The organism is Pseudomonas berkeleyensis (genome assembly GCF_014109765.1).
GTDB lineage: Bacteria > Pseudomonadota > Gammaproteobacteria > Pseudomonadales > Pseudomonadaceae > Aquipseudomonas > Aquipseudomonas berkeleyensis.
On record NZ_CP059139.1, the window covers coordinates 4,509,765 to 4,533,652 of the forward strand.

Below are 23,888 nucleotides of genomic sequence, written 5' to 3' on the forward strand. Positions count from 1 at the left end.
ATCCGAGTCGCACTTGGCCACATGAGGAGGTCAGGCCGAAGGTGCGCTGGCTGCCGACTGGCGGCGCCACAGGCCGAGCAGCCAATCCAGCGCCCAGACCAGCAGCAGCGAGGCACCGACCAGTGGGAAGATCACGCCGAGTACGACCATCACGCCGATGGCGGTCTTCCAGCGCGGCAGGTCGTGGCGCAGTGGAGGCACGCCGAAGCCCCCTGCCGGTCGGCGTTTCCACCACAACACCAGGCCGCTGACGGAGCTGAAGAGGATCAACAGGCACACCGCAGCCATCAGCAGCTGGTTGACCAGGCCGAACATGCGGCCCTCGTGGATCATCACGCCGCTTTCCACGGCTTTGGCCACCAGGCCGTAATCCTTCCAGCGCACATCGGCAAGTACCGCACCGCTGTATTGGTCGAAGTGCAGGGTGGCGTCGTTGCGCGGATCACTGGCGAACAACGCAACGGTGTACACGCCCTGCTCGCCTCGCGGCAGGCTAATGCTGTAACCGGGCTCGACACCCCGTTCGGTGGCCGTGTCGACCACATGCTGTAGCAGGCTGACAGGGGCAGTTGCGGCCTGATGCCCGGCATGCCCTTGATGCGCGGCATGCGGATCGGAAGCCGGCAGCGGCGTGACTTCCACCGCCCAGGCCACCGTTTGCTGGCTGCTGCTGTTGAGGCTGCCGGTCAGTTGGCCGGACTTGGGCACGTCATCCCACATCGCGGCGGGAAAGTGATTCCAGGCACCGGCGAACTGCGCGCCCCAGTAGCCCGTCCAGGTCATGCCGGTGAGCAGCATGAACAGCAGCAGTGCGCTGCCCCAGAAACCGGTCACCGCATGCAGGTCGCGCCACCACAGGCGCCCCCGTGCGTTCAGGCGCGGCCACAGCACACCCGCCCCGCTGCTGCCACGCGGCCACCACAGATACAGGCCGGACACCACCAAGACGATGCCCCAGCCAGCGGCCAGCTCGATCAACCGGTCACCGACAGTGCCGATCAGCAGATCACCGTGCAGCTTGCGCGCCACGGCCTGCAGGTTCCACAGCGCATCCTGAGTGCCGAGAATGCTACCGCTGTAGGGATCGACGAACAGGTTCAACTCCTGGCCGTCCTGGTTGACCACGAACTGTGCACTGCGATCCTGCGCGGCGGGTGGCAGGTACTTGCTGACCACTGCCTGCGGATAGGCTTCGCGGACGATGGCCATCTGCTGGTCGGCACTGAGTCGTTGCTCGGCGACTGGCACCTGCATCAGGTCGGCGTACATCCATGCATCGAGCTGCGGCTTGAACAGGTAGATGATCCCGGTGATCGACAGCAGGATCATGAACGGGATCACGAACAGCCCGGCATAGAAATGCCAGCGCCAGGCCAGGTTGTAGAACGACGGGGTCGCACGCCCACGGGCAGGGGCGGCGGAGTCGGAATAAGACGCCATGAAGCTTTCTCCAGCCTGCCGCAGTCAATGACGCGGCGAGGCACTCGCGTGATGGAAACGCCCGGAATGGGCGCACGGATCAGGCGAGCAGAGGAGAAGCGCGCGGGTTGGCCGGGGGCCAGTGGTCGCGGGCCAGCCGCGGGATGTACAGCGTGAACAGCGGGCGTACACGCTCAGCAGCGAGCAGACCGAGAAGGCCGAAGAACGCAGCCAGGATGATCGCGCTGAACAAACTGGCCAGGGCGCAGTTGGAGCCAGTAGCCGGGTTCGGCGCAACGATGCCGGAACCGTCGAGGTCAGCACCTGCGCCGAAGTTGCCCTCGAAGGAACAGTACTGGCCATCCAGACCGCTGAGTTGCATGCCGGCCATCTGCCCGTGGCTGATCGCGCAGACGAACGCACTGAACAGGATGCTGAAGTACAGCAACCAGGCAGTCAGCGAGCGGTCTTGGCGGGCCAGTTTCATGGGACGCGACTCTAAACAGAGGATGGCAGCGCGACACTGCGGTACGTTGCCGCAGTCGTTCGATGCAGAAGTCTAGCAGAGGCTCAGGGCTTTAGCGCATGGCGACTAATGCCATGGCGCGGCATCCAGCAGGCGCTGGCAACGCTGTTGCACGAACTCACGCAGCAGGTGCACCGCCTTGCTCAATTGGGCACGGTGGGCGCACACCAGATACAGCGGCGTCGGCTCACCCGACCAGTCGGGCAGCAGTACCTGAAGTCGCCCCTCGCAGACATCGTCGGCGACATCCAGCCAGGACTTGTACACCACGCCCTGCCCGGCCACCGCCCAGCGACGCGTGACATCGGCATCATCACAGATCCGATCCCCCCGGACGCTCAAGGCAATTTCGCGCTTGCCATCGTGAAAGCGCCAGCGGTCGTGCACACGACCATGCAACATGTAGAGCAGGCAATTGTGGCGGGTGAGATCGTCCACGGTCTGCGGCGCCCCATGCCGCGCGAGGTAAGCAGGCGAGGCACAGAGCACCCGTCGATTGCTCTGCGCCACCGGCAGGGCCACCAGGCTGGAGTCCTCCGGAGCGCCGTAGCGCAGGGCGATGTCCACCGGATCGCGAAACAGGTCGGCCACGCGGTCGGCCAGCAGCAGGCGCAGCTGCAGTTGCGGATGCTCACTCTGGAATTCGTCGAGCCAGGCCAACAGCGTGTTGCGACCAAAATCCGAAGGTGCCGATAGCTGCAAGGCACCGCGAATGCCTTCCTGGCTGCCAACCAACTGCTGACGTCCCTCCTCCAGGCTCTGCAGCGCCAGGCGCGCGTGCACCAGATACAACTCGCCCTCTGGCGTCAGGCGCAGGCTGCGCGTCGAACGCGCCAGCAAGCGCACTTGCAGTTGCTGTTCCAGGCGCTTGAGTGCAGCGCTGGCCACGGCCGGTGACACATCCAGCATCCGGGCAGCGGCGGAAAGACTGCCGGTTTCAGCGGTACGAACGAAGAGCTGCAGGTCATCGAAACGCAGCATGGCGAACTAACTTTCAAAAAAATAGTGAAAGAGACTCTATATCCAGCTTCTTTTTCTTGCCATGCAAATAAACGAGCATGGATTCACCCCATGCAGGAGCCCGCCATGAGCCAGCCACTGACCCTGATCGCCACCATTACCGCCCTGCCCGGCCAGAGCGCTGCCGTGTCCGAAGGCCTGCGCCGCCTGGTCACTGCCAGCCGCGCCGAACCCGGCTGCCTGCAATACGACTTGCACCAACACCAGGCGCGTCCCGAACAGTTCGTGATGATCGAGCAATGGCGCGATGCCCAGGCATTGAACGAACACCGCAACACCTCGCATTTCCAGCACTTCACCCATGCTTTCGGTGAACGCGTGACCGGGATCGAACTGCTCCCGCTGCAACGCATCGCCTGACCGACTTACCAGGAGCCGCACAATGAAAGCCATCGCCTATTACCAATCCCTGCCGGCCGACCACGCCGAAGCCCTGCAGGATGTACAACTGGCCGACCCGACACCGGGGCCGCACGATCTGCTGGTCATGGTACGAGCTGTTTCGGTGAACCCGGTCGACACCAAGATCCGTCGTGGCGTGACCCCGGAGAACGGCGCCGCCAAGGTACTCGGCTGGGATGCAGCCGGCATCGTCAAGGCGGTAGGCAGTGACGTCAGCCTGTTCAAGCCGGGCGACAAGGTTTTCTACGCCGGCGCCATCGACCGCGCTGGTGCCAACAGCGAACTGCATCTGGTCGATGAACGCATCGTCGGCCATATGCCGAAGAGCCTGTCATTCGCCGAGGCCGCTGCACTGCCATTGACCGCCATCACTGCCTGGGAGCTGCTGTTCGAACGCCTGCAGGTTGCCGAAGGCTCGCATGACCAGAGCCAGAGCCTGCTGATCGTTGGCGCTGCCGGCGGCGTTGGCTCGATCCTGACTCAGTTGGCACGCCGCCTGACCGGACTGACGGTGATCGGTACCGCGTCGCGCCCGGAAACCCAGGCCTGGGTTCGTGAACTGGGTGCGCATCATGTGATCGATCACAACCAGCCGCTCAGCGAGGAGCTGGCGCGTATCGGTATCGGCCAGGTCACCCATGTCGCCAGCCTGACGCAGACCGACCAGCACTTCACGCAACTGGTCGAGGCGCTGCAACCGCAGGGGCGCCTGGCACTGATCGACGACCCGGAACAACCGCTGGATATCATGCAACTCAAGCGCAAGAGCCTGTCGCTACACTGGGAGCTGATGTTCACCCGCTCGCTGTACCAGACCGCGGACATGATCGAGCAGCACCGCCTGCTGGATCGGGTATCGGGGCTGGTCGACAGCGGCGTACTGAAGACGACCCTGGGCGAGCATTTCGGCCGTATCGATGCCGCCAACCTGCGCCGCGCCCACGCGCTGCTGGAAAGTGGCAAGGCGAAAGGCAAGATCGTCCTCGAAGGTTTTTGAGGCGCGATGGTGGTCGGAACCGAATGGGGTGGGCTGAAGCCCACCCTACGACCGACCTCTCTCGGTAGCGCTTATCGCAAAGCGTTCTTAACGCTGGCCAGCCGTTTGACCCACGTCAGAAAAAGATCATGCAAGCGGACTATCCTGACCTTCCCAACCAGCGCCGACAATTCGTCGCAGCTCAAGGAGGTGGTCAGCATGAAGATTGTCGTCCAACCGCAAAAGCAAGGTGGCGAAAACCTATGGCAAGTACGCCTGGATCAGCATTGCGTCAGTTTCCGCAGTGAAGAAGAAGCCCGGCAATTCGTCGCCACACTGGAAGCACGACTGCGAGCACCGCATCGCCTGCCGGAGCGAACGGAACAACGACGCGCGAGCTGAGGCCCAGCCTTTACAGCCACGTCGCTGGGTGCGCGACGCTCACCGAAAGCCCCTGGTGCGCACTGCGCACCCTACTCCCTAGCCTGGCGCAATGCCGTGCTGCTGCGCAGCATGTCCAGCACGGCATCGACCAAGGCTGGCGCCTGGGCGGCCAGATCGAAGTTGGGCACCAGCAGCCAGTTGGTCTCGATGCCTTCCATATAGGCATGCAGGCAGACAGCGGCACGGGGGCAGTCGAGGTCACTCGGTAGCTGCCCCTTGCTGACTGCATTGCCCAGCGCCTTGGCGATGCGCAGGTCGCAGTCGAGGCTAAGTTCCTGCATGCGTTCACGCAGGCCCAGCAGCTCGCCGGTGTATTCACATTTGTAACGCAGGATGTCGTGAATACGCCGACTCTGCGAATCCTGCGCCAGGCGGGTCAGCGCCTTGACCAGCAATTCGCGCATGCAGCCGAGTGGATCCGGCTCATCCTCGCTCTCGCTGGCACGCGCCAGTTCCTCCAGCGGCAGGCGCAGGCGATCGAGCATCGCCTGAAACAGGTCTATCTTGTTCTCGAAGTGCCAGTAAATGGCACCACGGCTAACGCCGGCCTCCTTGGCCACCTCTGCCAGAGAGGCGCGGGAAACACCCTGGGAATGAAACACCTGCTCGGCTGCATCGAGTATCTGCACTCGTGTCGCCTGGGCTTCCTCTTTGGTTCGTCTGGCCATATGGCCCCCGTATGCGCGTTGCCTGTAACCCTCCCGTAAGGGAGACGGGGCGAGAGTATGAGGGCAGTTTTAGGCATTTACAAACATTCACGTACGTAAGTATATTCGGCCATCATTTTTTCCCCCTGCCTTAGCACCCTTCGCCCGTCGGGCTCAGATTCGATAAAACGAGGTTCTCAGATGCATTCGAAGCCAGCCTTCGCCGCCTTGGTTTCTGCCGTCGCCGTGGCGCTGATCAGTCTCACCGGCTGCCAGGAATCCAGCGCCCCACAGACCCAGCAAACACCGCAAGTCGGAGTGGTCACTCTCGAGGCCAAGCCCTTTACCCTGACCAGTGAAGTACCAGGCCGCACCAGCGCCTACCGCATCGCCGAGGTTCGCCCACAGGTCAACGGCATCATCCAGAAACGCCTGTTCACCGAGGGCAGCGAGGTCAAGGCCGGTCAGCAGCTGTATCAGATCGACCCGGCGACCTATGAAGCCACCTTCAAGAGCGCCCAGGCCACGCAGATCTCGGCCAAGGCCCTGGCCGACCGCTACAAGCTGCTGGTCGCCGACAAGGCTGTCAGTCAGCAGGCCTACGACGAAGCCCGCGCCGCCGGCCTGCAGGCCGATGCCGCGCTGGAGCAGGCACGCATCGATCTGCGCTACACCAAGGTGCTGGCACCGATTAGCGGTCGCATCGGCCGCTCCGCCGTGACCGAGGGTGCGCTGGTCAGCAACGGCCAGGCCAGCGCCATGGCCATCATCCAGCAGCTCGACCCGATCTACGTCGACGTCACCCAGTCGAGCAAGGAGCTGCTGCGCCTGCGCCGCGACCTGGCCGACGGCCGACTGCAGAAAGCTGGCGACAGCGCCGCCAAGGTCGCCCTGAAACTGGAAGACGGCAGCCGTTACGCCCACGAAGGCACCCTGGAATTCTCCGAAGTAGCCGTGGACGAAGGCACCGGCTCGGTAACCCTGCGCGCCGTGTTCCCCAACCCGGATCACCTGCTGTTGCCGGGCATGTTCGTGCATGCCGAGCTGCTCTCCGGGGTCAAGCAGAACGCCATTCTCGCCCCGCAGCAGGGTGTGACCCGCAACCAGCGCGGCGAACCCACAGCAATGGTGGTCAATGCCGAGAACAAGGTCGAGCTGCGCGTACTCAAGGCTGATCGCACCGCTGGCAGTGCCTGGCTGGTGGAAGACGGCCTGAACGAAGGCGACCGCCTGATCACCGAGGGCCTGCAGTTCGTGCAGCCTGGCGCCGAGGTCAAGGCCGTGCCGGCCAGCAACGTCAAGACCGAGCAGCCTGCTCAAGACGCCGCCCCCGCCAACGGCCAGGACTAACGGAGAAGTACTGAATGTCCAGATTCTTTATCGACCGGCCGATCTTCGCCTGGGTGATCGCCTTGGTGATCATGCTGGCCGGCGGCCTGTCCATCCTCAAGCTGCCGATCAACCAGTACCCAAGCATCGCGCCGCCCGCCGTTTCCATCCAGGTTTCCTACCCGGGCGCCTCGGCGCAGACGGTACAGGACACCGTGGTTCAGGTGATCGAGCAGCAGCTCAACGGTATCGACGGCCTGCGCTATGTCAGCTCGTCGAGTAACTCCGACGGCAGCATGGAGATCATCGTTACCTTCGAACAGGGGGTGAACCCGGATATCGCCCAGGTTCAGGTGCAGAACAAGCTGCAACTGGCGACACCGCTGCTACCGCAGGAAGTCCAGCAACAGGGCATCCGCGTGACCAAGTCGGTGCGTAACTTCCTCATGGTCATCGGCGTGGTGTCGAAAGACGGCAGCATGACCCGTGAAGACCTGTCGGACTACATCGTCTCCAACCTGCAGGATCCGATCTCGCGTACTAAGGGCGTCGGTGACTTCCAGGTATTCGGCGCGCAGTACGCCATGCGTATCTGGCTCGACCCGGCCAAGCTCAACAGCTTCCAGCTGACGCCTGTGGATGTGCGCAGCGCCATCCAGGCGCAGAACGTGCAGATTTCCTCCGGCCAGTTCGGCGGCCTGCCTGCGGCGCCGGGCAACCAGCTCAACGCCACCATCATCGGCAAGACGCGTCTGCAGACCCCGGAAGAGTTCCGCAAGATCCTGCTCAAGGTTCAGGCCGACGGCTCCCAGGTACGCCTGGGTGATATCGCCAAGGTCGAGCTAGGCGGTGAGAACTACGCCATCAACGCGCAGTTCAACGGCCTCCCGGCTTCCGGTCTGGCGATTCGCCTGGCCACCGGTGCCAACGCCCTGGACACCGCCAAGGCGGTACGTGAGACCATTTCCAACCTGGAACCGTTCTTCCCAGCCGGCATGGAAGTGGTCTTCCCCTACGACACCACGCCAGTGATCTCGGCCTCCATCGAAGGGGTGGTACAGACCCTCTTCGAAGCGATCGTGCTGGTGTTCCTGGTGATGTTCCTGTTCCTGCAGAACCTGCGCGCCACCATCATCCCGACCATGGCGGTGCCGGTGGTGCTGCTCGGCACCTTCGGCGTACTCGCGGCGTTCGGCTTCTCCATCAACACCCTGACCATGTTCGCCATGGTGCTGGCCATCGGCCTGCTGGTGGACGATGCCATCGTGGTGGTGGAGAACGTCGAGCGGGTGATGCGCGAAGAGGGATTGTCACCGAAGGAAGCGACGCGCAAGTCCATGGGCCAGATCCAGGGCGCGCTGGTCGGTATTGCCCTGGTGTTGTCCGCGGTGTTCCTGCCGATGGCTTTCTTCGGCGGCTCCACGGGGGTGATCTACCGGCAGTTCTCCATCACCATCGTCTCGGCCATGGCCCTGTCGGTGCTGGTCGCGCTGATCTTCACCCCAGCGCTGTGCGCCACTCTGCTCAAGCCTATCGATGGCGACCACCACGAAGCCAAGCGCGGCTTCTTCGGCTGGTTCAACCGAACCTTCGAGCGCAGCAGCAACGCCTATCAGCGCGGTGTCGCCGGCATGCTCAAGCGCAAGACGCCTTACCTACTGCTGTATCTGGTGATCGTCGGCATCATGGTCTTCATGTTCACCCGCATCCCCACCGCCTTCCTCCCCGAGGAAGACCAGGGTGTGCTCTTCGCCCAGGTGCAGACGCCGTCCGGATCCAGCGCCGAGCGTACCCAGGTGGTGGTCGACGAGATGCGCCAATACCTACTGGAAGACGAAACGAGCACGGTCAAATCGGTCTTCACCGTCACCGGCTTCAACTTCGCCGGCCGTGGTCAGAGCTCCGGTATGGCCTTCATCATGCTCAAGCCCTGGGGTGAACGCCCTGGCGCCGAGAACGGCGTCGCCGCGCTGGCGCAACGTGCGCAGATGCACTTCTTCAGCTTCCGCGACGCGATGGTCTTCGCCTTCGCCCCGCCGGCCGTGATGGAGATGGGTAACGCCACCGGCTTCAACTTCTTCCTGCAGGATCAGGCGGGTGTTGGCCACGAGGTGATGAACGAGGCACGTGACAAGTTCCTCAAACTGGCCAACGAGCACCCTGTACTCGACAGCGTGCGCGCCAACGGCCTGCGTGACGAGGCGCAGTACCAGTTGCTGATCGATGACGAGCGCGCCCGTGCACTGGGTCTGTCGCTGGCGGATATCAACAGCACCCTGTCGATTGCCTGGGGCGCCAGCTACGTCAACGACTTCATCGACCGTGGCCGGGTGAAGAAGGTCTACCTGCAAGGCGCATCCGAAGCGCGCATGAGCCCGGAAGACCTGAACAAGTGGTACGTGCGCAACGACCAGGGTCAGATGGTGCCGTTCAGTGCCTTCGCCAGTGGCGAGTGGACTTATGGCGCGCCGAAGCTGGCGCGCTACAACGGCGTCTCGGCAGTGGAAATCCTCGGTGCCCCGGCCCCTGGCTACAGCACCGGCGATGCCATGGCTGCCGTCGAGGACATCGCCTCGCAGTTGCCCCAGGGCGTTGGCTACTCCTGGACCGGACTTTCCTACGAGGAACGCCTGGCCGGTTCGCAAACCACTGCACTGTTCGTGATCTCGGCAATCGTCGTGTTCCTGTGCCTGGCAGCGTTGTACGAGAGCTGGTCGATCCCCTTCTCGGTCATGCTGGTCGTGCCGCTGGGGATCATCGGTGCCTTGCTGTTCACCGAGCTGCGCGGGCTGTCCAACGACGTGTTCTTCAAGGTCGGCCTGCTCACCACCATCGGCCTCTCGGCGCGTAACGCGATCCTCATCGTCGAGTTCGCCAAGGCGCAGTACGAACAGGGCATGACCTTCGCCGAGGCTGCCATCGAAGCCTGCCGCATGCGTTTGCGCCCGATCATCATGACCTCGCTGGCGTTCATTCTCGGCTGTCTGCCGCTGGCCATCGCCAGTGGCGCTGGCGCTGGCAGCAAGCACGCCATCGGCACCGGGGTGATCGGCGGCATGCTCAGTGCGATGATCCTGGCGATCTTCTGGATTCCGTTGTTCTACGTGGTGGTCTGCTCGCTGTTCGAGAAAAAGCGCCCCGAGCAGGCCAGTGAAAAAGAGAAGGAGGTACTGCAATGAGGCAGTCCCTGTTGTCCCTGGCCGTGGCCACCGCTCTGCTCAGCGGCTGCAGCCTGATTCCCGATTACGAGCGCCCGGAGGCGCCGGTAGCAGCCGACTGGCCGCAAGGCCAGGCCTATGGCAGCGCCGCCAACGAGGGCAGCCGCGCTGCGGCCGACCTGCAGTGGCGCGAGTTCTTCCGTGATCCGGCGCTACAGCAACTGGTGCAGGTGGCGCTGGAGAACAACCGCGACCTGCGCGTCGCTGCGCTGAACGTGGAGGCCTATCGCGCGCTGTACCGCATCCAGCGTGCCGACCTGCTGCCTTCGGTCTCCGCCGATGGCACAGGTACCCGCCAACGCCTGCCGGCCGACCTGAGTCAGACCGGCGAAGCCCGCACCAGCGGCCAGTACAGCGCAACCCTGGGCGTCAACGCCTGGGAGCTGGACTTCTTCGGCCGTATCCGCAGCCTCAGCGAGCAGGCGCTGCAGCAATACCTGGCCACTGAACAGGCGGCACGCAGCACGCAGATCAGCCTGGTGGCCAGCGTCGCCAATGCGTATCTGCAGTGGCAGACGGATCAGGCGCTGCTGCAACTGACGCAGGACACCCTGAAGACCTTCGAGGAAAGCTACCAACTGACCCAACGCAGCTTCGACGTCGGTGTCGCCGATGCTCTGGCCCTGAGCCAGGCGCGCAGCTCCGTGGACAGTGCGCGGGTCAGCCTGGCGCAGTACCAGCGCCAGGTCGCTCAGGATCGTAACGCCCTGACCCAACTGCTCGGCACCAGCCTGCCCGCCGATCTGCCACAGGGCCTGGCGCTGAATGCCGAACTGCTGGAACAGGTTCCCGCCGGGTTGCCCGCCGACCTGCTGCAACGTCGCCCCGACCTGCTGCAGGCCGAGTACCAGCTCAAGGCCGCCAACGCCAATATCGGCGCGGCGCGCGCGGCGTTCTTCCCCAGCATCAGCCTGACTGCCAATGCCGGCACCGCCAGCAGCCAGCTGTCCGGCCTGTTCGACAGTGGCTCGGGCACCTGGCTGTTCCAGCCGCAGATCAGCCTGCCGATCTTCAACGCCGGCCGCCTGCGTGCCAACCTCGACTACGCCGAGCTGCAGAACGACATTCAGGTCGCGCAATACGAGAAGGCCATTCAAGTGGCCTTCCAGGAAGTCGCCGACCGCCTGGCCGCACGCACCACCTACCGCCAGCAACTGGACGCGCAACGCGCCCTGCTGGAAACCACCGAGACCTACTACAACCTGGCTGAACGCCGCTACCGCACCGGCGTGGACAGCTACCTGACCCTGCTCGATGCCCAACGCCAGCTGTTCAGCGTGCGCCAGCAAGTGATCATCGACCGCCTGGCCCAGCTCAGCAGCGAAGTGGAGCTGTACAAGGCACTGGGTGGTGGCTGGACGAATACGGAGAACACCTCTCCACGAGGTTGATTGCGCGTAACCCGCTTCAAGGACGACCTTACCCAACGCGCCGCCCCCGCAGTCTTTGCGGGGGCGTTTTTTTCTGGCTTAGCAAATGGAGGACGGTCAGAGCGACGACTTGAGAATCTCGAACGCCTCTTCGAGAAAACTGGCCACCGGTTTGGGCTGGCCCGTCTGCTCCTGCCAGGCAAGGATCGCCAGGCGCATCGCACCCAGCGATGCCATGGCCACCACGCGCAGGGTCATGCGCCGCTCGGGTTGACGCCAGACCTCGCAGAGCGTGGCGAACAGCAGTTTCTCCTGCTCCGCGTAATACGCCTGCTTACGCGCCAGCAACGACTCGCTGGAACGCATCAGCCGGTCGATTGCCGCCATCTCCTCGGTGGTGTAGCGAGAAATATGGCTCACCAGCACATCACGCACGGCGTCCAGCGGCGAGGTATCGGGCGATACCTGCAGCAGCTCGGCGTGGATGCCGGCCCAACCGGCCTCCTGCCAGGACAGGATGACGTCGTCCTTCGACTTGAAATAGGAAAAGAAGGTACGCCGTGAGATACCTGCCTCAGCGGCGATCGCATCGAGCGTGGTGGTTTCGTAACCATTTGTGAGAAACAGGCGCTGCCCCACTTCAGCGATACGCTGGCGAGTCTCCCGGCGCTTGCGCTCTCGCAGGCCTTCGACGGGTGTGCTGCCCTGGGGAGGGAGAGGTTCGGACATTCCAATAGCCTATTGCAGAAATTGCACTCAGTGCACTAATGTTTGCACTCAGTGCAATTATTAATGCACTCAGATTAACGCCCCATTCTGAGGCAAGGCAATGATCATGGCCAACTGGACAGCTTCCGACATTCCCTCCCAACACGGCCGCACGGCCGTCATCACTGGCACCGGCGGCCTCGGTTTCGAGGATGCCCTGGCCCTGGCTCATGCAGGCGCAACGGTGATCATCGCGGGGCGCAATCCCTCCAGGGGAGCTGCCGCCGTCGAGCGCATCCGCCAAAGCGCTGCAGGAGCCGATGTCAGCTTTGCCGAACTGGATCTCGCCAGCCTCGACTCTATCCGGACTTTCGCCAGACGGCTCGGCGACTCACACAGCCGTCTCGACCTGTTGATCAATAACGCCGGGGTGATGACACCGCCGCAACGCCAGGAGACCGCGGATGGTTTCGAGCTGCAGTTCGGCACCAACCATCTCGGCCACTTCGCCCTGACCGCACAACTGTTGCCACTGCTGCGCAAGGGCGACCAGCCTCGCGTCGTCAGCGTCTCGAGCATCGCCGCCAGGCAGGGCGCCATCGACCTGACCGACCTGCAATCGGTGCGCAACTACAAGCCGATGGTTGCCTACAGCCAATCCAAACTGGCCTGCCTGATGTTCGCCCTGGAACTGCACCGGCGCAGCCATGCGGCTGGCTGGGGGATTCAGAGCATCGCAGCGCATCCGGGTATTTCACGCACCGAACTGCTGCCCAATGGCGCCGGTAAATGGAGTGCAGCTGGCAGTGCGCGGCGTTTTCTCTGGTTCCTGTTCCAGCCCGTCGCACAGGGGGCGTTGCCGACGCTGTTCGCCGCCACCTCGCCGCGAGCAGAAGGCGGCGCCTATTACGGTCCCGACCAGCTCGGCGAAACCCGTGGTCAGCCAACGCTGGCCAAGACCCCGCTGCAAGCGCTGGATCAAGGCATGGCCAGACGCCTCTGGAATGAATCCGAGCGCCTCACGGGCATGGCCTTTCCCCTTCCGCCGCTACGGGCGCAAAAGCCCTACCAGCTTTTTCAATGACCGGATCGATGCGCTCAATCACCAGAAATCTCCGCCGCCAGGAACCTGTCCAGCGATGAATACGACTCTGAAATACACAACAGCAACCGGCGAGAGTGTCGCCTCCGAAGTCGACACCCTGTTGCCAAAAGCACAGAGCAAAGGCTGGAAAATGCTGGCAACGGCGTTGCTGGCCAGCTTGGCAGTCTCCACCCCAACTCAGGCTACTGAGGACGAAGCAGAGGCTCCGGCCTACGAAATCGTCGATTTCGATTGGGTCGACCAGTCCCGTTCGCGCCCGGTGCCCGTGCGCCTGTACTGGCCAGCCAACGTACAGCCGGGCAGCTCGGTGCCTCTGGTGGTGTTCTCCCATGGCATCGGCGGCTCGCGCAAAGGCTACAGCTACCTCGGCAAGCACTGGTCGAGCCATGGCGTCGCCAGTCTGCATGTACAGCATGTCGGCAGCGACTCAGCGCTATGGCGGGGCAACCCGTTCAACGTGGTCGCCCGCCTGCACAATGCCGCACAGGAGAGCGAGGCCATGGCTCGTGCGAGCGACGTGAGCTTCGCCCTCGACCAGATGCTCTCGGGCGCGACGGGCCAGAGAGGTGCAGCGGTGGATCGCCAGCGCGTCATCGTCGCCGGTCACTCCTACGGCGCCAATACGGCCTTGCTCACAGCGGGTGCACAGGTGATCCGCGACGGTAAGACCATCGATTATCAGGACGAACGTTTCTCCGCGGCAGTGATCATCTCGGCGCCACCGTTCTACGGTGAAAGCAATTTGCCGGCGGTGCTGGGCAACGTCTCGGTGCCTACGCTGCACGTGACCGCCACCGATGACGTGATCCAGATTCCCGGCTACCGCTCAGGCGCGGATGATCGCCTGGCCATCTACGATGCGCTGGCCAATCCACAAAAGCTGCTGGCGGTGTTTCGCGACGGCTCCCACAGCATCTTCACCGACCGTTCGTTCACCGGCGGCCTATCGCTCAATGCCCAGACCAAGGCAGCGACGGCCGATCTGACCCTGGCCTTCCTCGACCTGGTGTTCGAAGGCGATGAAGCCGCCTTGACGCAATGGCGCACGAACTGGCAACCGATCCTGGCTCAGGCCCCCGGCATCGGCTCGGCATCGCTGAGCATCGCCCAACCACACCGCAGCCATTGAGCTCAGACCGTGAAACGTCGACTCCACCAGGCAAAGGCACTCGCTGCCGCTCCGCACAGCGCGATCACCAGCGCCATGGGCAGCGCCGAGCCGTCGTGCAGAGACGCCACCAGTGCCGAGGCACCGGCCGCTACAGTGAACTGCAGGCTGCCGAGCAGGCCTGAGGCGCTACCGGCATGCTGCCCCTGCCCTGCCATGGCGCAGGCGGTGGCATTGGGCAATACGCAGCCGAGACTGGCTACGCAGATGAACAGTGGAATCATCAGCGGCCAGAGGCTCGCCGGCTGCCACGCCGCCAGCGCCAGCAGGCACAGCCCGCTGGCCAGATACACCAGCACCATGCGCCGCAACCACAAGGCCGGCCCACCTACCCGCACCAACCGCGCATTGACCTGCGCCATGATCACGAAACCCGCCGCATTGCTACCGAACAACCAACCGTAGTGTTCGACCGGTACCCCGTAGAGTTCGATGAACACGAAGGGCGAACCTGCGATATAGGCGAACATCCCGGCCATGGCCACACCGCCTGCCAGGCTGTAGCCCATGAAAGGCGCATTGCCCAACAACGAACGGTACTGGCCGAAGGCGCCGCGGAGTGGAGCCGGCTGCAGATGCTGCGGACGCGTCTCCGGCAACCACAGCAGCACGGCCAGCAGGCAAAGGCCGGCGAACAGCGCCAGGCTATGGAAAATCCACGGCCAGCCCAGCGTATTGAGCAGCAGGCCGCCACCCAGCGGGGCGAGAATCGGCGCCAGCCCCATCACCAGCACCAGTTGCGAGAAGACCTTGGCCGAAGCCAGCGGATCGCACAGGTCGCGCACCACCGCACGGGTGATGACCATGCCGGCACAGCCACCAAGGGCCTGCACGAAGCGCGCACCGATCAGCCATTCCAGGCTCGGTGCCAGCGCACAGGCCAGCGACGCGACGGCGAACAGGGTCACCCCGACCAGCAGCGGCACACGTCGGCCGAAGCGATCAGCCAGCGGCCCGTAGAACAGCTGGCCGAGGGCGATACCGACGAAATAGGCTGCCAGCGACAGCTGCACGTGCTCCACATCGGTGGCGAACTGACGTGCCAGCGCCGGGAAGCTGGGCAGGTAGAAATCGATGGCAAGCGGGCCGAAGGCGCTGAGGGCGCCGAGGATCAGCAGAATACGCAGAGGCATGGGCAGTCCGAATTTTTCTTAGCCTGCTAATCGTCTCACCCTTGACGCCGTCGACGAAAGAGCCGGGCAACCGGAAACCACCTGGCGTATTCGGCGCAGCCTCGATTTCGACCCGGACTCCATCCGGGCTAGGTGACAGACAACATCAGGTGCCTTGTCCGGGCTCTTGTGCCTCTGCTTCATCCTTGCGGCGGCTGAAACGCTGCGCCGCCAACTCCACCAGCAGGTAGAACATTGGAATCAGGAAGGTGGCCAGCAGCGTGGCCGCGAGCATGCCGCCGATCACCCCGGTGCCGATCGAATGGCGACTGGCTGAACCGGCACCGGAGCTGATAGCCAACGGCACGCAGCCGAGAATGAAAGCCAGCGAAGTCATCACGATGGGGCGAAAACGCAGCTTGGCCGCCTCCAGCGCGGAATCGAAGATGCCCTTGCCCTCGGCGCGCAGCAACACCGCGAACTCGACGATCAGGATGGCGTTCTTAGCCGCCAGACCGATCAGCGTGACCAGGCCCACCTGGAAGTACACGTCGTTCTGGATGCCACGCAGCCATACCGCAAGAATCGCCCCGAACACCGCGAAGGGCACGGCCGTGACCACCGCCAGCGGCAGCGTCCAGCGCTCGTACTGCGCGGCAAGGATCAGGAATACCAGAATCAGGCCGAAGACGAAGGCCTGCGCGCCGGAACCTTGCGTGGCCAGCTCCTGATAGGCCGAGCCGATCCACCCCAGGCTGTAGTCCTCGCCGAGCACCTCGTCGGCCACCTCCTGCATCGCCGCCAATGCCTGTCCCGAGCTGTAGCCAGGGGCCGGGCCGCCCAGCACCTTGGCCGAGGGGTATACGTTGAAACGGTCGTAGGAATCCGGCCCGAGGATGCGCCGCACGCGCAGCAGGGTCGACAGCGGCACCAGATCGCCGCTGCTGGAGCGCACGTAGACCTGGCCGAGATCCTCCGGCTTGCGGCGGAACTCCGACTCCGATTGCAGGCTGACCTGCCAGGTGCGCCCGTAGAGGGTGAAGTCGTTGACGTAGTAACTGCCGAAGGTCGCCTGCATCGCGGTGAACACATCGCTGACACTGACGCCCAGAGCGCGGGTCTTGGTGCGATCCAGGTCGATGTAGTACTGCGGCACGTTGGCGCTGAAGGTGCTCTGCACGCCGGCCAGCTCCGGCCGCTTGCTGGCAGCCGCGACAAAGGCCTGCACCTTCTCGCCAAGCTGCTCGACACTGCCCCCGGAACGATCCTGAATGAAGGACTCGAAGCCACCGGTGGTGCTCATGCCGGTGATCGGCGGCGGATTGAACGACAGCACCAGACCATCCTTCTGCGCGGCCCCCATACCCATGAACTCGTGGGTCAGGTTGCGCGCATCGAGTTCGGCCGTGGTGCGCTCGCTCCAGTCCTTGAGCGGTACGAAGGACACCCCGGCATTGCTGCGCACACCGAAGGTGAGCACGTCGAAGCCGGCGAAGGTCACCACGTCCTGTACCGCCGGGTGCGCCATCAGTTGCTCGCTCACCGCACCACTCAAGGCCTCGGTGCGATTGAGCGAGGCCGCGGGCGGCAGGTAATAGGCATTGATCACGTAGCCCTGATCCTCATCAGGCACCAGCGAACCGGGCACCCGCGCGAACAGCAGCATGATCAGCGCGATCATCCCGCCGAACAGCAACAGACCGACCAGCGAACGTTTTAGGAAGAAACGCACACCCGCGCCATAGCCGGCGGTGGCCTTGTCGAAGAAGCAGTTGAACACGCGAAATGGCGCGGCCGGCTCATGATGGCCGGGCTTGAGTAACAAGGCGCACAGCGCGGGTGACAGGGTCAACGCGACGATGCCGGAAATCACCACCGACACCGCGATGGTGATCGCGAACTGCTTGTACATCTGCCCCGCCAAACCGCCGAGAAACCCCACCGGAACGAATACCGCGCAGAGCACCAGCACGATGGCGATGATCGGCCCGGTGACCTCCTCCATCGCCTTGATCGAAGCGTCGCGCGCACTCAGGCCCTGGGTACGCATCACCCGCTCGACGTTCTCGATCACCACGATGGCGTCGTCCACCACGATGCCGATGGCCAGCACCATGCCGAACAGCGTCAGCAGGTTGATGGAAAAACCCAGCAGGTACATGCCGGCGAAGGTGCCGACCAGCGACACCGGAATCGCCAGCACCGGAATCAGCGTGGCACGCCAGTTCTGCAGGAACACGAAAACCACCAGCACCACCAGCACCAGCGCTTCGAAGAAGGTCTTGATCACCTCGTCGATGGAGACCTGCACGAACTTGGTGGTGTCGTAGGGGATCTTGTAGGCGATGCCTTCGGGGAAGCGCTTGCTCAGGCGCTGCATGGTACGTTCGACCGCTTCGGCAGTCTCCAGAGCGTTGGCGCCGGGCTGCAGGTAGATGCCGAAGGCGGCGTTCTGCTGGCCATTGAGGGTGGTGACCAGCGAGTAGTCCTGTGCGCCCAGTTCGACCCGGGCGACGTCCTTGAGCAGCAGGCTGGCGCCGGTGGCATCGGTACGCAGGATGACGCTCTCGAACTCCTTCGGATCGGTGAAGCGCCCCTGAGTGGTGACGGTGTAGGTGAAGTCCTGCGGCTCCTTGAGCGGCTGCTGGCCGAAGCTGCCGGCGGCGAACTGCGAATTCTGTTCGCGAATGGCGTTGACCACATCGGTCGGTGTCAGGTCGTACTGCGCCAGCTTGTCCGGGCGCAGCCAGATGCGCATGGAGTAGTCCTTGGAGCCGAACTGGCTCGCATCGCCAACGCCCTTGAGGCGTTTCAGCTCATCGATGACGTTGATCAGCGCGTAGTTGCTGATGAAGATCGGGTCACGCGAACCATCCGGCGAATAAAGGGTGATCACCTGCAGAATGTCCGAGGACTTCTTCTCCACCTTCACGCCTTGTCGGCGCACCTCTTCCGGCAGCTTGGCCAGCGCGGCCTGCACCTTGTTGTTGACGTTGATGGTGGCCTGATCCGGGTCGGTGCCGACCTCGAAGTACACCGTCAGACTCATCGCTCCGCTGCTGGAGGAATTGGACAGCTGGTAGATCATGTTCTCGACGCCATTGATCTCCTGCTCCAGCGGCGCCGCCACGGTTTCAGCGATCACCTGCGAACTGGCGCCCGGATAAGCGGCACTGACCGACACCTGCGGCGGCAGGATTTCCGGGTACTGGGCGATGGGCAACGAGCGCATCGCAGCCAGGCCGGCGAGCACGATGACGATGGAAATGACGGTGGCAAACACCGGACGATCGATAAAGAAGCGCGAGATCATGAGCGTTACTCCTGCGCCGGGCTTGCAGGCGTGGCTGCCTTCGCCTTCGCCTCCTCGACCTTGACCGGACTGTCAGGCCGCACCTTGGCCAGACCATCGACGATCACCCGCTCGCCATCACTGACGCCGGAGAGAATCAACCAGCGCCCGTCGGCCGTATCCCCCGTCGAAACCTGGCGCATACGCGCGATGCTCTGCTCATCCACCACGTAGACGAACGTACCGCGCGGCCCCTGAGCGACGGCGCGCTCCGGTACGGTGATCGCCCGCGGACGCGTCAGCCCCTTGACCTTCACCCGTACGAACTGGCCCGGCAGCAGCTTTTGCTCAGGGTTGGGCACCACGCCACGCGCGCTGACGGTACCGGTGCCTCGGTCGATCAGGCTGTCGGTGAAGTCCACCTCGCCTGCCGTCGGATAGGCCGAGCCATCGCCAAAGTACACCTCGACGCTCAGTTTGCCGCCGCTCGGCGGTACCAGAGTGCCTTCGGACAACTCCCGACGCAGGCGTTCGGCCTCGGCATCCGGGTAGGCGAAGTTGGCGAAGATCGGATCGAGCTGGGTGATCTGCGTCAGCAGGCTGGCACTGGGATCGCCGGCGACGATCAGGCTGCCTTCGGAGACGCTCTCCTTGCTGGTCATCCCGGTGATCGGCGCCTTCACCGTGGTGTAGTCGAGGTCGATCTGGCGCGACTGCACCTCAGCCTGAGCCGCCTCGATATTGGCCTTGCTCTGCTCGAAGTTGGAGATGGCATTATCCAGTTCGCTCTCGCTGGCAAAGCCCTTCTTCTGCAATTCGCGGATGCGCTTGAGGTCACGATCGGTCTGCCGAAAACGCGCCTGCTCCTGCGCCAACGCCCCCTTGGCACGCGCCAGGGCGGCTTCATATGGGCGCGCGTCGATGCGAAACAGCACCTGATCCTTCTGTACCCTGCTGCCTTCCTGATAGGTGCGCTCCTGCAGGATACCGCCGACCTGCGCCCGCACCTGCACCTCGCGATAGCCCGTCGTACGGGCCGGGTACTCCAGTACCACGGGTAGCTCACCCGCCTTGATCCGCTCGACTGTCACCGCCGTTGGCGGCGCATCGGCGGCCTGCGCACCGAGCGCCAGGGCAAGACTTGCGAACAGGCAGAAACGAATCAGGCGAACGAGCGACATGAGGCATTCCTCTCCTTGGGCGAAACGCATCGCAGGGGCGGCGCAACGAAGCGTGCCCCCGACAGGCAGGGATAATCGGTACACTCGGCACAACCAGAGCCTAGCTTCAATTAACCGGATCGCCATGCGTAGAACCAAAGAAGACGCGGAGAAAACCCGCTGCGCCATCCTCGCCGCTGCTGAACAACTATTCCTCGAGCGCGGGGTCGCCCACACCAGTCTGGAGCATATCGCCCGGCATGCTGGGGTAACGCGCGGTGCGGTCTATTGGCACTTCCAGAACAAGGCGCACCTGTTCCACGAGATGCTCAACCAGGTGCGTTTGCCGCTGGAGCCGCTGGCCCAGCAACTGGCCGAGGTCGACGGCTTGTCATCGCTGCAGTTGTTGCGCGACCTGTGCATAGAGGCCATGGCCAACCTGGTGCTGGATGAGCAACGCCGACGCATCCTCACCGTGCTACTGCGCCGCTGCGAATTCACCGAGGATTTGCGCGAAGCCGAGGAGCGTCACGAAGCCTTCGTCAATCAGTTCATCGATTTGTGCGAACAACAGTTCGCCCTGCCAGCAGTACAGCCTTACCTGCAGCCTGGCATCACGCCGCGCCTGGCCTCACGCACGCTGCACGCGCTGATCGTCGGCCTGTTCAGTGACTGGTTGCGCGATCCCAATCTGTTCGATGCCCAGACCGATACCCCGGCCATGATCGACAGCTGTTTTCGCGGCTTGCTGCGCCAGTGGCCCTAGAATGAATCGGGGCCACCCTGCCGGGACGCGCGGCGCACCCTAGGGGAGTTCGGCCTGGTAGCCCTCTTCGCGAATCGCCGTCTGTACCTGCTCAGCGTTCAAACTACTTTCTACACGGACCAGCCCGGCGGCGAGGTCGACCTCGACCTTGGCCGCCTGATCCAGCATCTGGATCGCCTGGGTGATGGCCCGCACGCAATGGCCGCAGGACATTCCGCTAACCTTGAACTGCTGCATCTGTTGACTCCTTGAACCGCTGGTCGATGGGTGTAGTCTCGACCTTGCCACAATGGCAAGGTCAAGCCCTTGCGTCATGTCATCCGCTTCGTTTTCAGCATGAGGGTCGCCACCATGCGCCTGTTCCATCTGATGCTCTTCCCGCTGCTGGCATCCCAAGCCCTTGCCCAACCACTCGCCCCTCTGCCAGCGACTACGCAAGGCGAGGGCTACGCGGTGCTGATCGTCTCGCGCGAGCGCCTGGAGGTGGCCACCACCTGCGAAGTCGCGCTGTATCTGCATGACCAGATGGCCGCACGCCTGCATCAGGGCCAGTCGGTGTCCTTCAACCTGCCACCGGGCCCGGTTTCTCTGCGCCTCGGTCTGACCGGTACTGGCCCGTGTCAGGACGGCATCAACCAGCTCGCGGGGCAATCGCTGGAGCTGCAGGCTGGCGAAGTGCGTCGCTACCGTATCGCCATGGGCAGCGATGGCCTGCGACTGCATGCCGCGCCTGCGTTGAACTGAAGGCTTGACCTTGCCATGGGGTCAAGGTTGATCCTGTAGCCACGATGCTACAGGGAGCTGCACCATGATCTTCGACCTACCCATTGAGGGCATGACATGCGCCAGTTGTGCCGGCCGTGTCGAACGCGCGCTGAACAAGTTGCCAGAGGTATCCAGCGCCAGCGTCAACCTGGCCAGCGAGCAGGCGCGCGTCGAGGCAACCGCCGGCAGCCTGCCGCAACTGATCAGCGCCATTGAGGGCGCCGGCTACAGCGTCCCCAACCAGCCGCTGGAGTTGAACATCGAGGGCATGACCTGCGCCAGCTGCGTCGGCCGTATCGAACGCGCGCTGAACAAGCTGCCAGGCGTCAGCCAGGTGGCCGTTAACCTGGCCGACGAGAAGGCGCGCCTGCAGGTGCTCGCCAGTTTTGATCCACAGCAGGCGCTGAAAGCCGTATCCACTGCCGGCTACAAGGCCTGCCTGCTCGATGGTCGCCCTGCCACGGATGATGCCGACAACCGCCTGCGTCGTGAGCGACTGACGTTGTTGGCGGCCATCGTCCTGACCCTGCCACTGGTTGTGCCGATGCTGGCCGAACCCTTCGGCCTGCACTGGATGCTGCCGGCCTGGGCGCAGTTCCTGCTCGCCACGCCGGTGCAATTCATCTTCGGCGCCCGCTTCTACCGTGCGGCCTGGCGCGCCCTGAAGGCCGGTGCCGGCAATATGGATCAACTGGTCGCCATCGGCACCAGTGCCGGCTACGGCCTGAGCCTGTACCAGTGGGCGGTGACGCCTGCCGGGCAGATGCCGCACCTGTATTTCGAGGCCTCGGCGGTGATCGTCAGCCTGATCCTGCTCGGCAAGTACCTGGAAAGCCGTGCCAAACGCCAGACCGCCAGTGCTATCCGCGCCCTGCAGGCGCTGCGCCCGGATCACGCGGTACGCCTGGTGGAGGGGCGCGAGGAACGCGTCGGCCTGGAGGCCCTGGTGCTGGGCGATCGCATTCTGGTCAAGCCGGGCGAACGCTTCCCGGTCGACGGCCAGGTGCTGGAAGGCAACAGCCACGCCGACGAGGCGCTGATCAGTGGTGAAAGCCTGCCAGTGGCCAAGCAGCCCGGCGACAAGGTCACGGCCGGGGCCATCAACGGCGAGGGACGCTTGCTGGTGGAAACCACCGCCCTCGGTGCGGAGACCGTGCTGTCCCGCATCATCCGCCTGGTCGAAGACGCCCAGGCGGCGAAGGCGCCGATCCAGAAGCTGGTGGACAAGGTCAGCCAGGTGTTCGTCCCAGCCGTGCTACTGATCGCCCTGGCCACGCTGCTGGGCTGGCTGGCATTCGGCGCGCCGCTGGAGAACGCCCTGCTCAACGCCGTGGCCGTGCTGGTGATCGCCTGCCCCTGCGCCCTCGGCCTGGCCACGCCGACCGCGATCATGGCGGGCACCGGCGTGGCTGCGCGCCATGGCATCCTGATCAAGGACGCCGAGGCACTGGAGGTGGCGCATGCGATCCAGCACATCGCCTTCGACAAGACCGGCACCCTCACCGAAGGCAAGCCGCGCATCGTCCACATCGGTCTGGTCGACGCCAGCGAAGCAGAGCTGCTGAGACTGGCCGGTGGCCTGCAACAGGGCAGCGAGCATCCACTGGCCAAGGCCGTGCTGCAGCGCTGCGCCGAACAGCACATCCCCCTGCCAACGCTGAGCGACAGCCATGCCCTGGCCGGGCGCGGCATCGCTGGTAGCGTCGAAGGCCACATCCTGCAACTGGGCAGTAGCCGCCTGCTGGAAGAAAACCAGCTACAGGCCGGCGCGCTGGCCGAGTCCGCACGTACCTGGGAAGCCGAGGGCCGCACGCTGTCCTGGCTGATCGAAACCGGCAGCGTCCCTCGCCTGCTCGGCCTGCTGGCGTTCGGCGACCAACTCAAGGACGGCGCCGCCGACGCCATCGCCGAATTGCGTGAACAGGGCATCACCAGCCACCTGATCAGTGGCGACAATCAGGGCAGTGTCGCTGCCGTGGCCAGCGTGCTGGGCATCGACGAACCGCACGCCCAGGTGCTGCCGGCGGACAAGGCACGCCTGGTTGGCGAACTGCGCCAGCATGGCACCGTGGCCATGGTCGGCGACGGCATCAACGATGCGCCGGCCCTGGCGGCTGCGGACGTCGGCATAGCCATGGGCGGCGGCACCGATGCCGCCATGCACGCGGCCGGCATCACCTTGATGCGCGGCGACCCGCGTCTGGTATCGGCCGCACTGGAGATCAGCAGCCGCACCTACGCCAAGATTCGCCAGAACCTGTTCTGGGCCTTCATCTATAACCTGATCGGCATCCCGCTGGCTGCCGCCGGGCTGCTCAACCCGATGTTCGCGGGGGCTGCCATGGCCCTGTCCAGCGTCAGCGTGGTGAGCAACGCGCTGCTGCTCAACCGCTGGCGACCGAAAGGATCGTAGCCGGCATTTTCTTGAACCGGCGCATGGTATGGGAATGCCATCATTGAA

20 protein-coding genes are annotated in these 23,888 nt (G+C 64.0%); 11 read left to right on the forward strand and 9 right to left on the reverse strand.

Annotated elements, in window-relative coordinates; translation table 11 throughout:
* Window positions 1-30: 30 nt before the first annotated feature.
* The 3 genes from HS968_RS20895 to HS968_RS20905 all read right to left on the reverse strand — a co-directional run bounded on the left by HS968_RS20895 (window position 31) and on the right by HS968_RS20905 (window position 2,926).
* Window positions 31-1,440 carry a PepSY-associated TM helix domain-containing protein gene (locus HS968_RS20895; protein WP_179622486.1) on the reverse strand — a complete coding sequence of 470 codons (1,410 nt, stop codon included), beginning with the start codon at window positions 1,438-1,440 and terminating at the stop codon, window positions 31-33.
* Window positions 1,441-1,519: 79 nt separating this feature from the next.
* On the reverse strand, window positions 1,520-1,906 hold the full coding sequence (locus tag HS968_RS20900) for a DUF2946 domain-containing protein (RefSeq protein WP_119694592.1): 387 nt from the start codon (window positions 1,904-1,906) through the stop codon (window positions 1,520-1,522).
* A 105-nt stretch (window positions 1,907-2,011) separates the two neighbouring features.
* A complete protein-coding gene (locus HS968_RS20905; protein ID WP_182368519.1) occupies window positions 2,012-2,926 on the reverse strand; it encodes a LysR family transcriptional regulator in 915 nt (304 codons plus the stop codon).
* A gap of 105 nt (window positions 2,927-3,031) precedes the next feature.
* On the opposite strand from HS968_RS20905, the gene HS968_RS20910 reads away from it, so the two are divergent.
* The 3 genes from HS968_RS20910 (at window position 3,032) to HS968_RS20920 (ending at window position 4,745) form a co-directional block, all read left to right on the forward strand.
* Window positions 3,032-3,325 (forward strand): putative quinol monooxygenase, encoded by a 294-nt coding sequence (locus HS968_RS20910; RefSeq protein ID WP_182368520.1) that lies wholly within the window; start codon window positions 3,032-3,034, stop codon window positions 3,323-3,325.
* A gap of 22 nt (window positions 3,326-3,347) precedes the next feature.
* Window positions 3,348-4,364 carry a zinc-binding alcohol dehydrogenase family protein gene (locus HS968_RS20915; RefSeq protein ID WP_182368521.1) on the forward strand — a complete coding sequence of 339 codons (1,017 nt, stop codon included), beginning with the start codon at window positions 3,348-3,350 and terminating at the stop codon, window positions 4,362-4,364.
* A gap of 198 nt (window positions 4,365-4,562) precedes the next feature.
* Window positions 4,563-4,745, forward strand: coding sequence for a hypothetical protein (locus HS968_RS20920; RefSeq protein WP_182368522.1), 183 nt, complete (start codon window positions 4,563-4,565; stop codon window positions 4,743-4,745).
* A 71-nt stretch (window positions 4,746-4,816) separates the two neighbouring features.
* Here HS968_RS20920 and HS968_RS20925 read toward each other — a convergent pair whose 3' ends face one another.
* The gene (locus HS968_RS20925) at window positions 4,817-5,455 is read right to left on the reverse strand and encodes a TetR family transcriptional regulator (RefSeq protein ID WP_119694587.1); all 639 of its coding nucleotides are present in this window, start codon (window positions 5,453-5,455) and stop codon (window positions 4,817-4,819) included.
* 180 nt (window positions 5,456-5,635) lie between these two features.
* Here HS968_RS20925 and HS968_RS20930 point away from each other — a divergent pair, with 180 nt between their 5' ends.
* From HS968_RS20930 to adeC, 3 genes are read left to right on the forward strand one after another with little or no spacing between them, the layout of a single operon-like run.
* Window positions 5,636-6,784, forward strand: a complete 1,149-nt coding sequence (locus HS968_RS20930; RefSeq protein WP_119694586.1) for an efflux RND transporter periplasmic adaptor subunit — start codon at window positions 5,636-5,638, stop codon at window positions 6,782-6,784.
* 14 nt (window positions 6,785-6,798) lie between these two features.
* Entirely contained in the window at window positions 6,799-9,942 is a 3,144-nt protein-coding gene (locus HS968_RS20935) for an efflux RND transporter permease subunit (RefSeq protein WP_182368523.1), read from the forward strand.
* Window positions 9,939-11,372, forward strand: a complete 1,434-nt coding sequence (gene adeC / locus HS968_RS20940) for an AdeC/AdeK/OprM family multidrug efflux complex outer membrane factor (protein ID WP_182368524.1) — start codon at window positions 9,939-9,941, stop codon at window positions 11,370-11,372. Before HS968_RS20935 ends, adeC begins: the two co-directional genes overlap by 4 nt.
* Window positions 11,373-11,468: 96 nt before the next feature.
* Here adeC and HS968_RS20945 read toward each other — a convergent pair whose 3' ends face one another.
* Complete coding sequence (locus HS968_RS20945) at window positions 11,469-12,080, reverse strand: TetR/AcrR family transcriptional regulator (RefSeq protein ID WP_182368525.1); 612 nt, start codon at window positions 12,078-12,080, stop codon at window positions 11,469-11,471.
* Window positions 12,081-12,186: 106 nt separating this feature from the next.
* Here HS968_RS20945 and HS968_RS20950 point away from each other — a divergent pair, with 106 nt between their 5' ends.
* The gene (locus HS968_RS20950) at window positions 12,187-13,143 is read left to right on the forward strand and encodes an SDR family oxidoreductase (protein ID WP_182368526.1); all 957 of its coding nucleotides are present in this window, start codon (window positions 12,187-12,189) and stop codon (window positions 13,141-13,143) included.
* A 55-nt stretch (window positions 13,144-13,198) separates the two neighbouring features.
* Window positions 13,199-14,293, forward strand: coding sequence for an alpha/beta hydrolase family protein (locus HS968_RS20955; protein WP_182368527.1), 1,095 nt, complete (start codon window positions 13,199-13,201; stop codon window positions 14,291-14,293).
* Window positions 14,294-14,295: 2 nt separating this feature from the next.
* Here HS968_RS20955 and HS968_RS20960 read toward each other — a convergent pair whose 3' ends face one another.
* The 3 genes from HS968_RS20960 to HS968_RS20970 form a co-directional block, all read right to left on the reverse strand.
* Window positions 14,296-15,465, reverse strand: coding sequence for a Bcr/CflA family multidrug efflux MFS transporter (locus HS968_RS20960; protein WP_182368529.1), 1,170 nt, complete (start codon window positions 15,463-15,465; stop codon window positions 14,296-14,298).
* Window positions 15,466-15,610: 145 nt separating this feature from the next.
* Entirely contained in the window at window positions 15,611-18,757 is a 3,147-nt protein-coding gene (locus HS968_RS20965; protein ID WP_182368530.1) for an efflux RND transporter permease subunit, read from the reverse strand.
* A 5-nt stretch (window positions 18,758-18,762) separates the two neighbouring features.
* Window positions 18,763-19,917: an efflux RND transporter periplasmic adaptor subunit gene (locus HS968_RS20970; protein WP_182368531.1), complete on the reverse strand. Its 1,155-nt coding sequence runs from the start codon at window positions 19,915-19,917 to the stop codon at window positions 18,763-18,765.
* A 124-nt stretch (window positions 19,918-20,041) separates the two neighbouring features.
* Here HS968_RS20970 and HS968_RS20975 point away from each other — a divergent pair, with 124 nt between their 5' ends.
* Window positions 20,042-20,662, forward strand: coding sequence for a TetR family transcriptional regulator (locus HS968_RS20975; RefSeq protein WP_106737054.1), 621 nt, complete (start codon window positions 20,042-20,044; stop codon window positions 20,660-20,662).
* 39 nt (window positions 20,663-20,701) lie between these two features.
* Here HS968_RS20975 and HS968_RS20980 read toward each other — a convergent pair whose 3' ends face one another.
* Window positions 20,702-20,899: a heavy-metal-associated domain-containing protein gene (locus tag HS968_RS20980; RefSeq protein ID WP_179622500.1), complete on the reverse strand. Its 198-nt coding sequence runs from the start codon at window positions 20,897-20,899 to the stop codon at window positions 20,702-20,704.
* Between the two features lie 132 nt (window positions 20,900-21,031).
* Between HS968_RS20980 and HS968_RS20985 the strand changes: the two genes are divergently transcribed.
* Window positions 21,032-21,406: a hypothetical protein gene (locus HS968_RS20985; protein ID WP_106742759.1), complete on the forward strand. Its 375-nt coding sequence runs from the start codon at window positions 21,032-21,034 to the stop codon at window positions 21,404-21,406.
* 64 nt (window positions 21,407-21,470) lie between these two features.
* Window positions 21,471-23,840 carry a heavy metal translocating P-type ATPase gene (locus HS968_RS20990; protein ID WP_182368532.1) on the forward strand — a complete coding sequence of 790 codons (2,370 nt, stop codon included), beginning with the start codon at window positions 21,471-21,473 and terminating at the stop codon, window positions 23,838-23,840.
* The last annotated feature ends 48 nt before the right edge of the window (window positions 23,841-23,888 follow it).

What these genes read in the sequence shown, in the direction of transcription:
- HS968_RS20895 (WP_179622486.1), bottom strand. Translation starts at nt 1,440, where the DNA reads ATGGCGTCTTATTCCGACTCCGCCGCCCCTGCCCGTGGGCGTGCGACC.
- HS968_RS20900 (WP_119694592.1), bottom strand. Translation starts at nt 1,906, where the DNA reads ATGAAACTGGCCCGCCAAGACCGCTCGCTGACTGCCTGGTTGCTGTAC.
- HS968_RS20905 (WP_182368519.1), bottom strand. Translation starts at nt 2,926, where the DNA reads ATGCTGCGTTTCGATGACCTGCAGCTCTTCGTTCGTACCGCTGAAACC.
- HS968_RS20910 (WP_182368520.1), top strand. Translation starts at nt 3,032, where the DNA reads ATGAGCCAGCCACTGACCCTGATCGCCACCATTACCGCCCTGCCCGGC.
- HS968_RS20915 (WP_182368521.1), top strand. Translation starts at nt 3,348, where the DNA reads ATGAAAGCCATCGCCTATTACCAATCCCTGCCGGCCGACCACGCCGAA.
- HS968_RS20920 (WP_182368522.1), top strand. Translation starts at nt 4,563, where the DNA reads ATGAAGATTGTCGTCCAACCGCAAAAGCAAGGTGGCGAAAACCTATGG.
- HS968_RS20925 (WP_119694587.1), bottom strand. Translation starts at nt 5,455, where the DNA reads ATGGCCAGACGAACCAAAGAGGAAGCCCAGGCGACACGAGTGCAGATA.
- HS968_RS20930 (WP_119694586.1), top strand. Translation starts at nt 5,636, where the DNA reads ATGCATTCGAAGCCAGCCTTCGCCGCCTTGGTTTCTGCCGTCGCCGTG.
- HS968_RS20935 (WP_182368523.1), top strand. Translation starts at nt 6,799, where the DNA reads ATGTCCAGATTCTTTATCGACCGGCCGATCTTCGCCTGGGTGATCGCC.
- adeC (WP_182368524.1), top strand. Translation starts at nt 9,939, where the DNA reads ATGAGGCAGTCCCTGTTGTCCCTGGCCGTGGCCACCGCTCTGCTCAGC.
- HS968_RS20945 (WP_182368525.1), bottom strand. Translation starts at nt 12,080, where the DNA reads ATGTCCGAACCTCTCCCTCCCCAGGGCAGCACACCCGTCGAAGGCCTG.
- HS968_RS20950 (WP_182368526.1), top strand. Translation starts at nt 12,187, where the DNA reads ATGGCCAACTGGACAGCTTCCGACATTCCCTCCCAACACGGCCGCACG.
- HS968_RS20955 (WP_182368527.1), top strand. Translation starts at nt 13,199, where the DNA reads ATGAATACGACTCTGAAATACACAACAGCAACCGGCGAGAGTGTCGCC.
- HS968_RS20960 (WP_182368529.1), bottom strand. Translation starts at nt 15,465, where the DNA reads ATGCCTCTGCGTATTCTGCTGATCCTCGGCGCCCTCAGCGCCTTCGGC.
- HS968_RS20965 (WP_182368530.1), bottom strand. Translation starts at nt 18,757, where the DNA reads ATGATCTCGCGCTTCTTTATCGATCGTCCGGTGTTTGCCACCGTCATT.
- HS968_RS20970 (WP_182368531.1), bottom strand. Translation starts at nt 19,917, where the DNA reads ATGTCGCTCGTTCGCCTGATTCGTTTCTGCCTGTTCGCAAGTCTTGCC.
- HS968_RS20975 (WP_106737054.1), top strand. Translation starts at nt 20,042, where the DNA reads ATGCGTAGAACCAAAGAAGACGCGGAGAAAACCCGCTGCGCCATCCTC.
- HS968_RS20980 (WP_179622500.1), bottom strand. Translation starts at nt 20,899, where the DNA reads ATGCAGCAGTTCAAGGTTAGCGGAATGTCCTGCGGCCATTGCGTGCGG.
- HS968_RS20985 (WP_106742759.1), top strand. Translation starts at nt 21,032, where the DNA reads ATGCTCTTCCCGCTGCTGGCATCCCAAGCCCTTGCCCAACCACTCGCC.
- HS968_RS20990 (WP_182368532.1), top strand. Translation starts at nt 21,471, where the DNA reads ATGATCTTCGACCTACCCATTGAGGGCATGACATGCGCCAGTTGTGCC.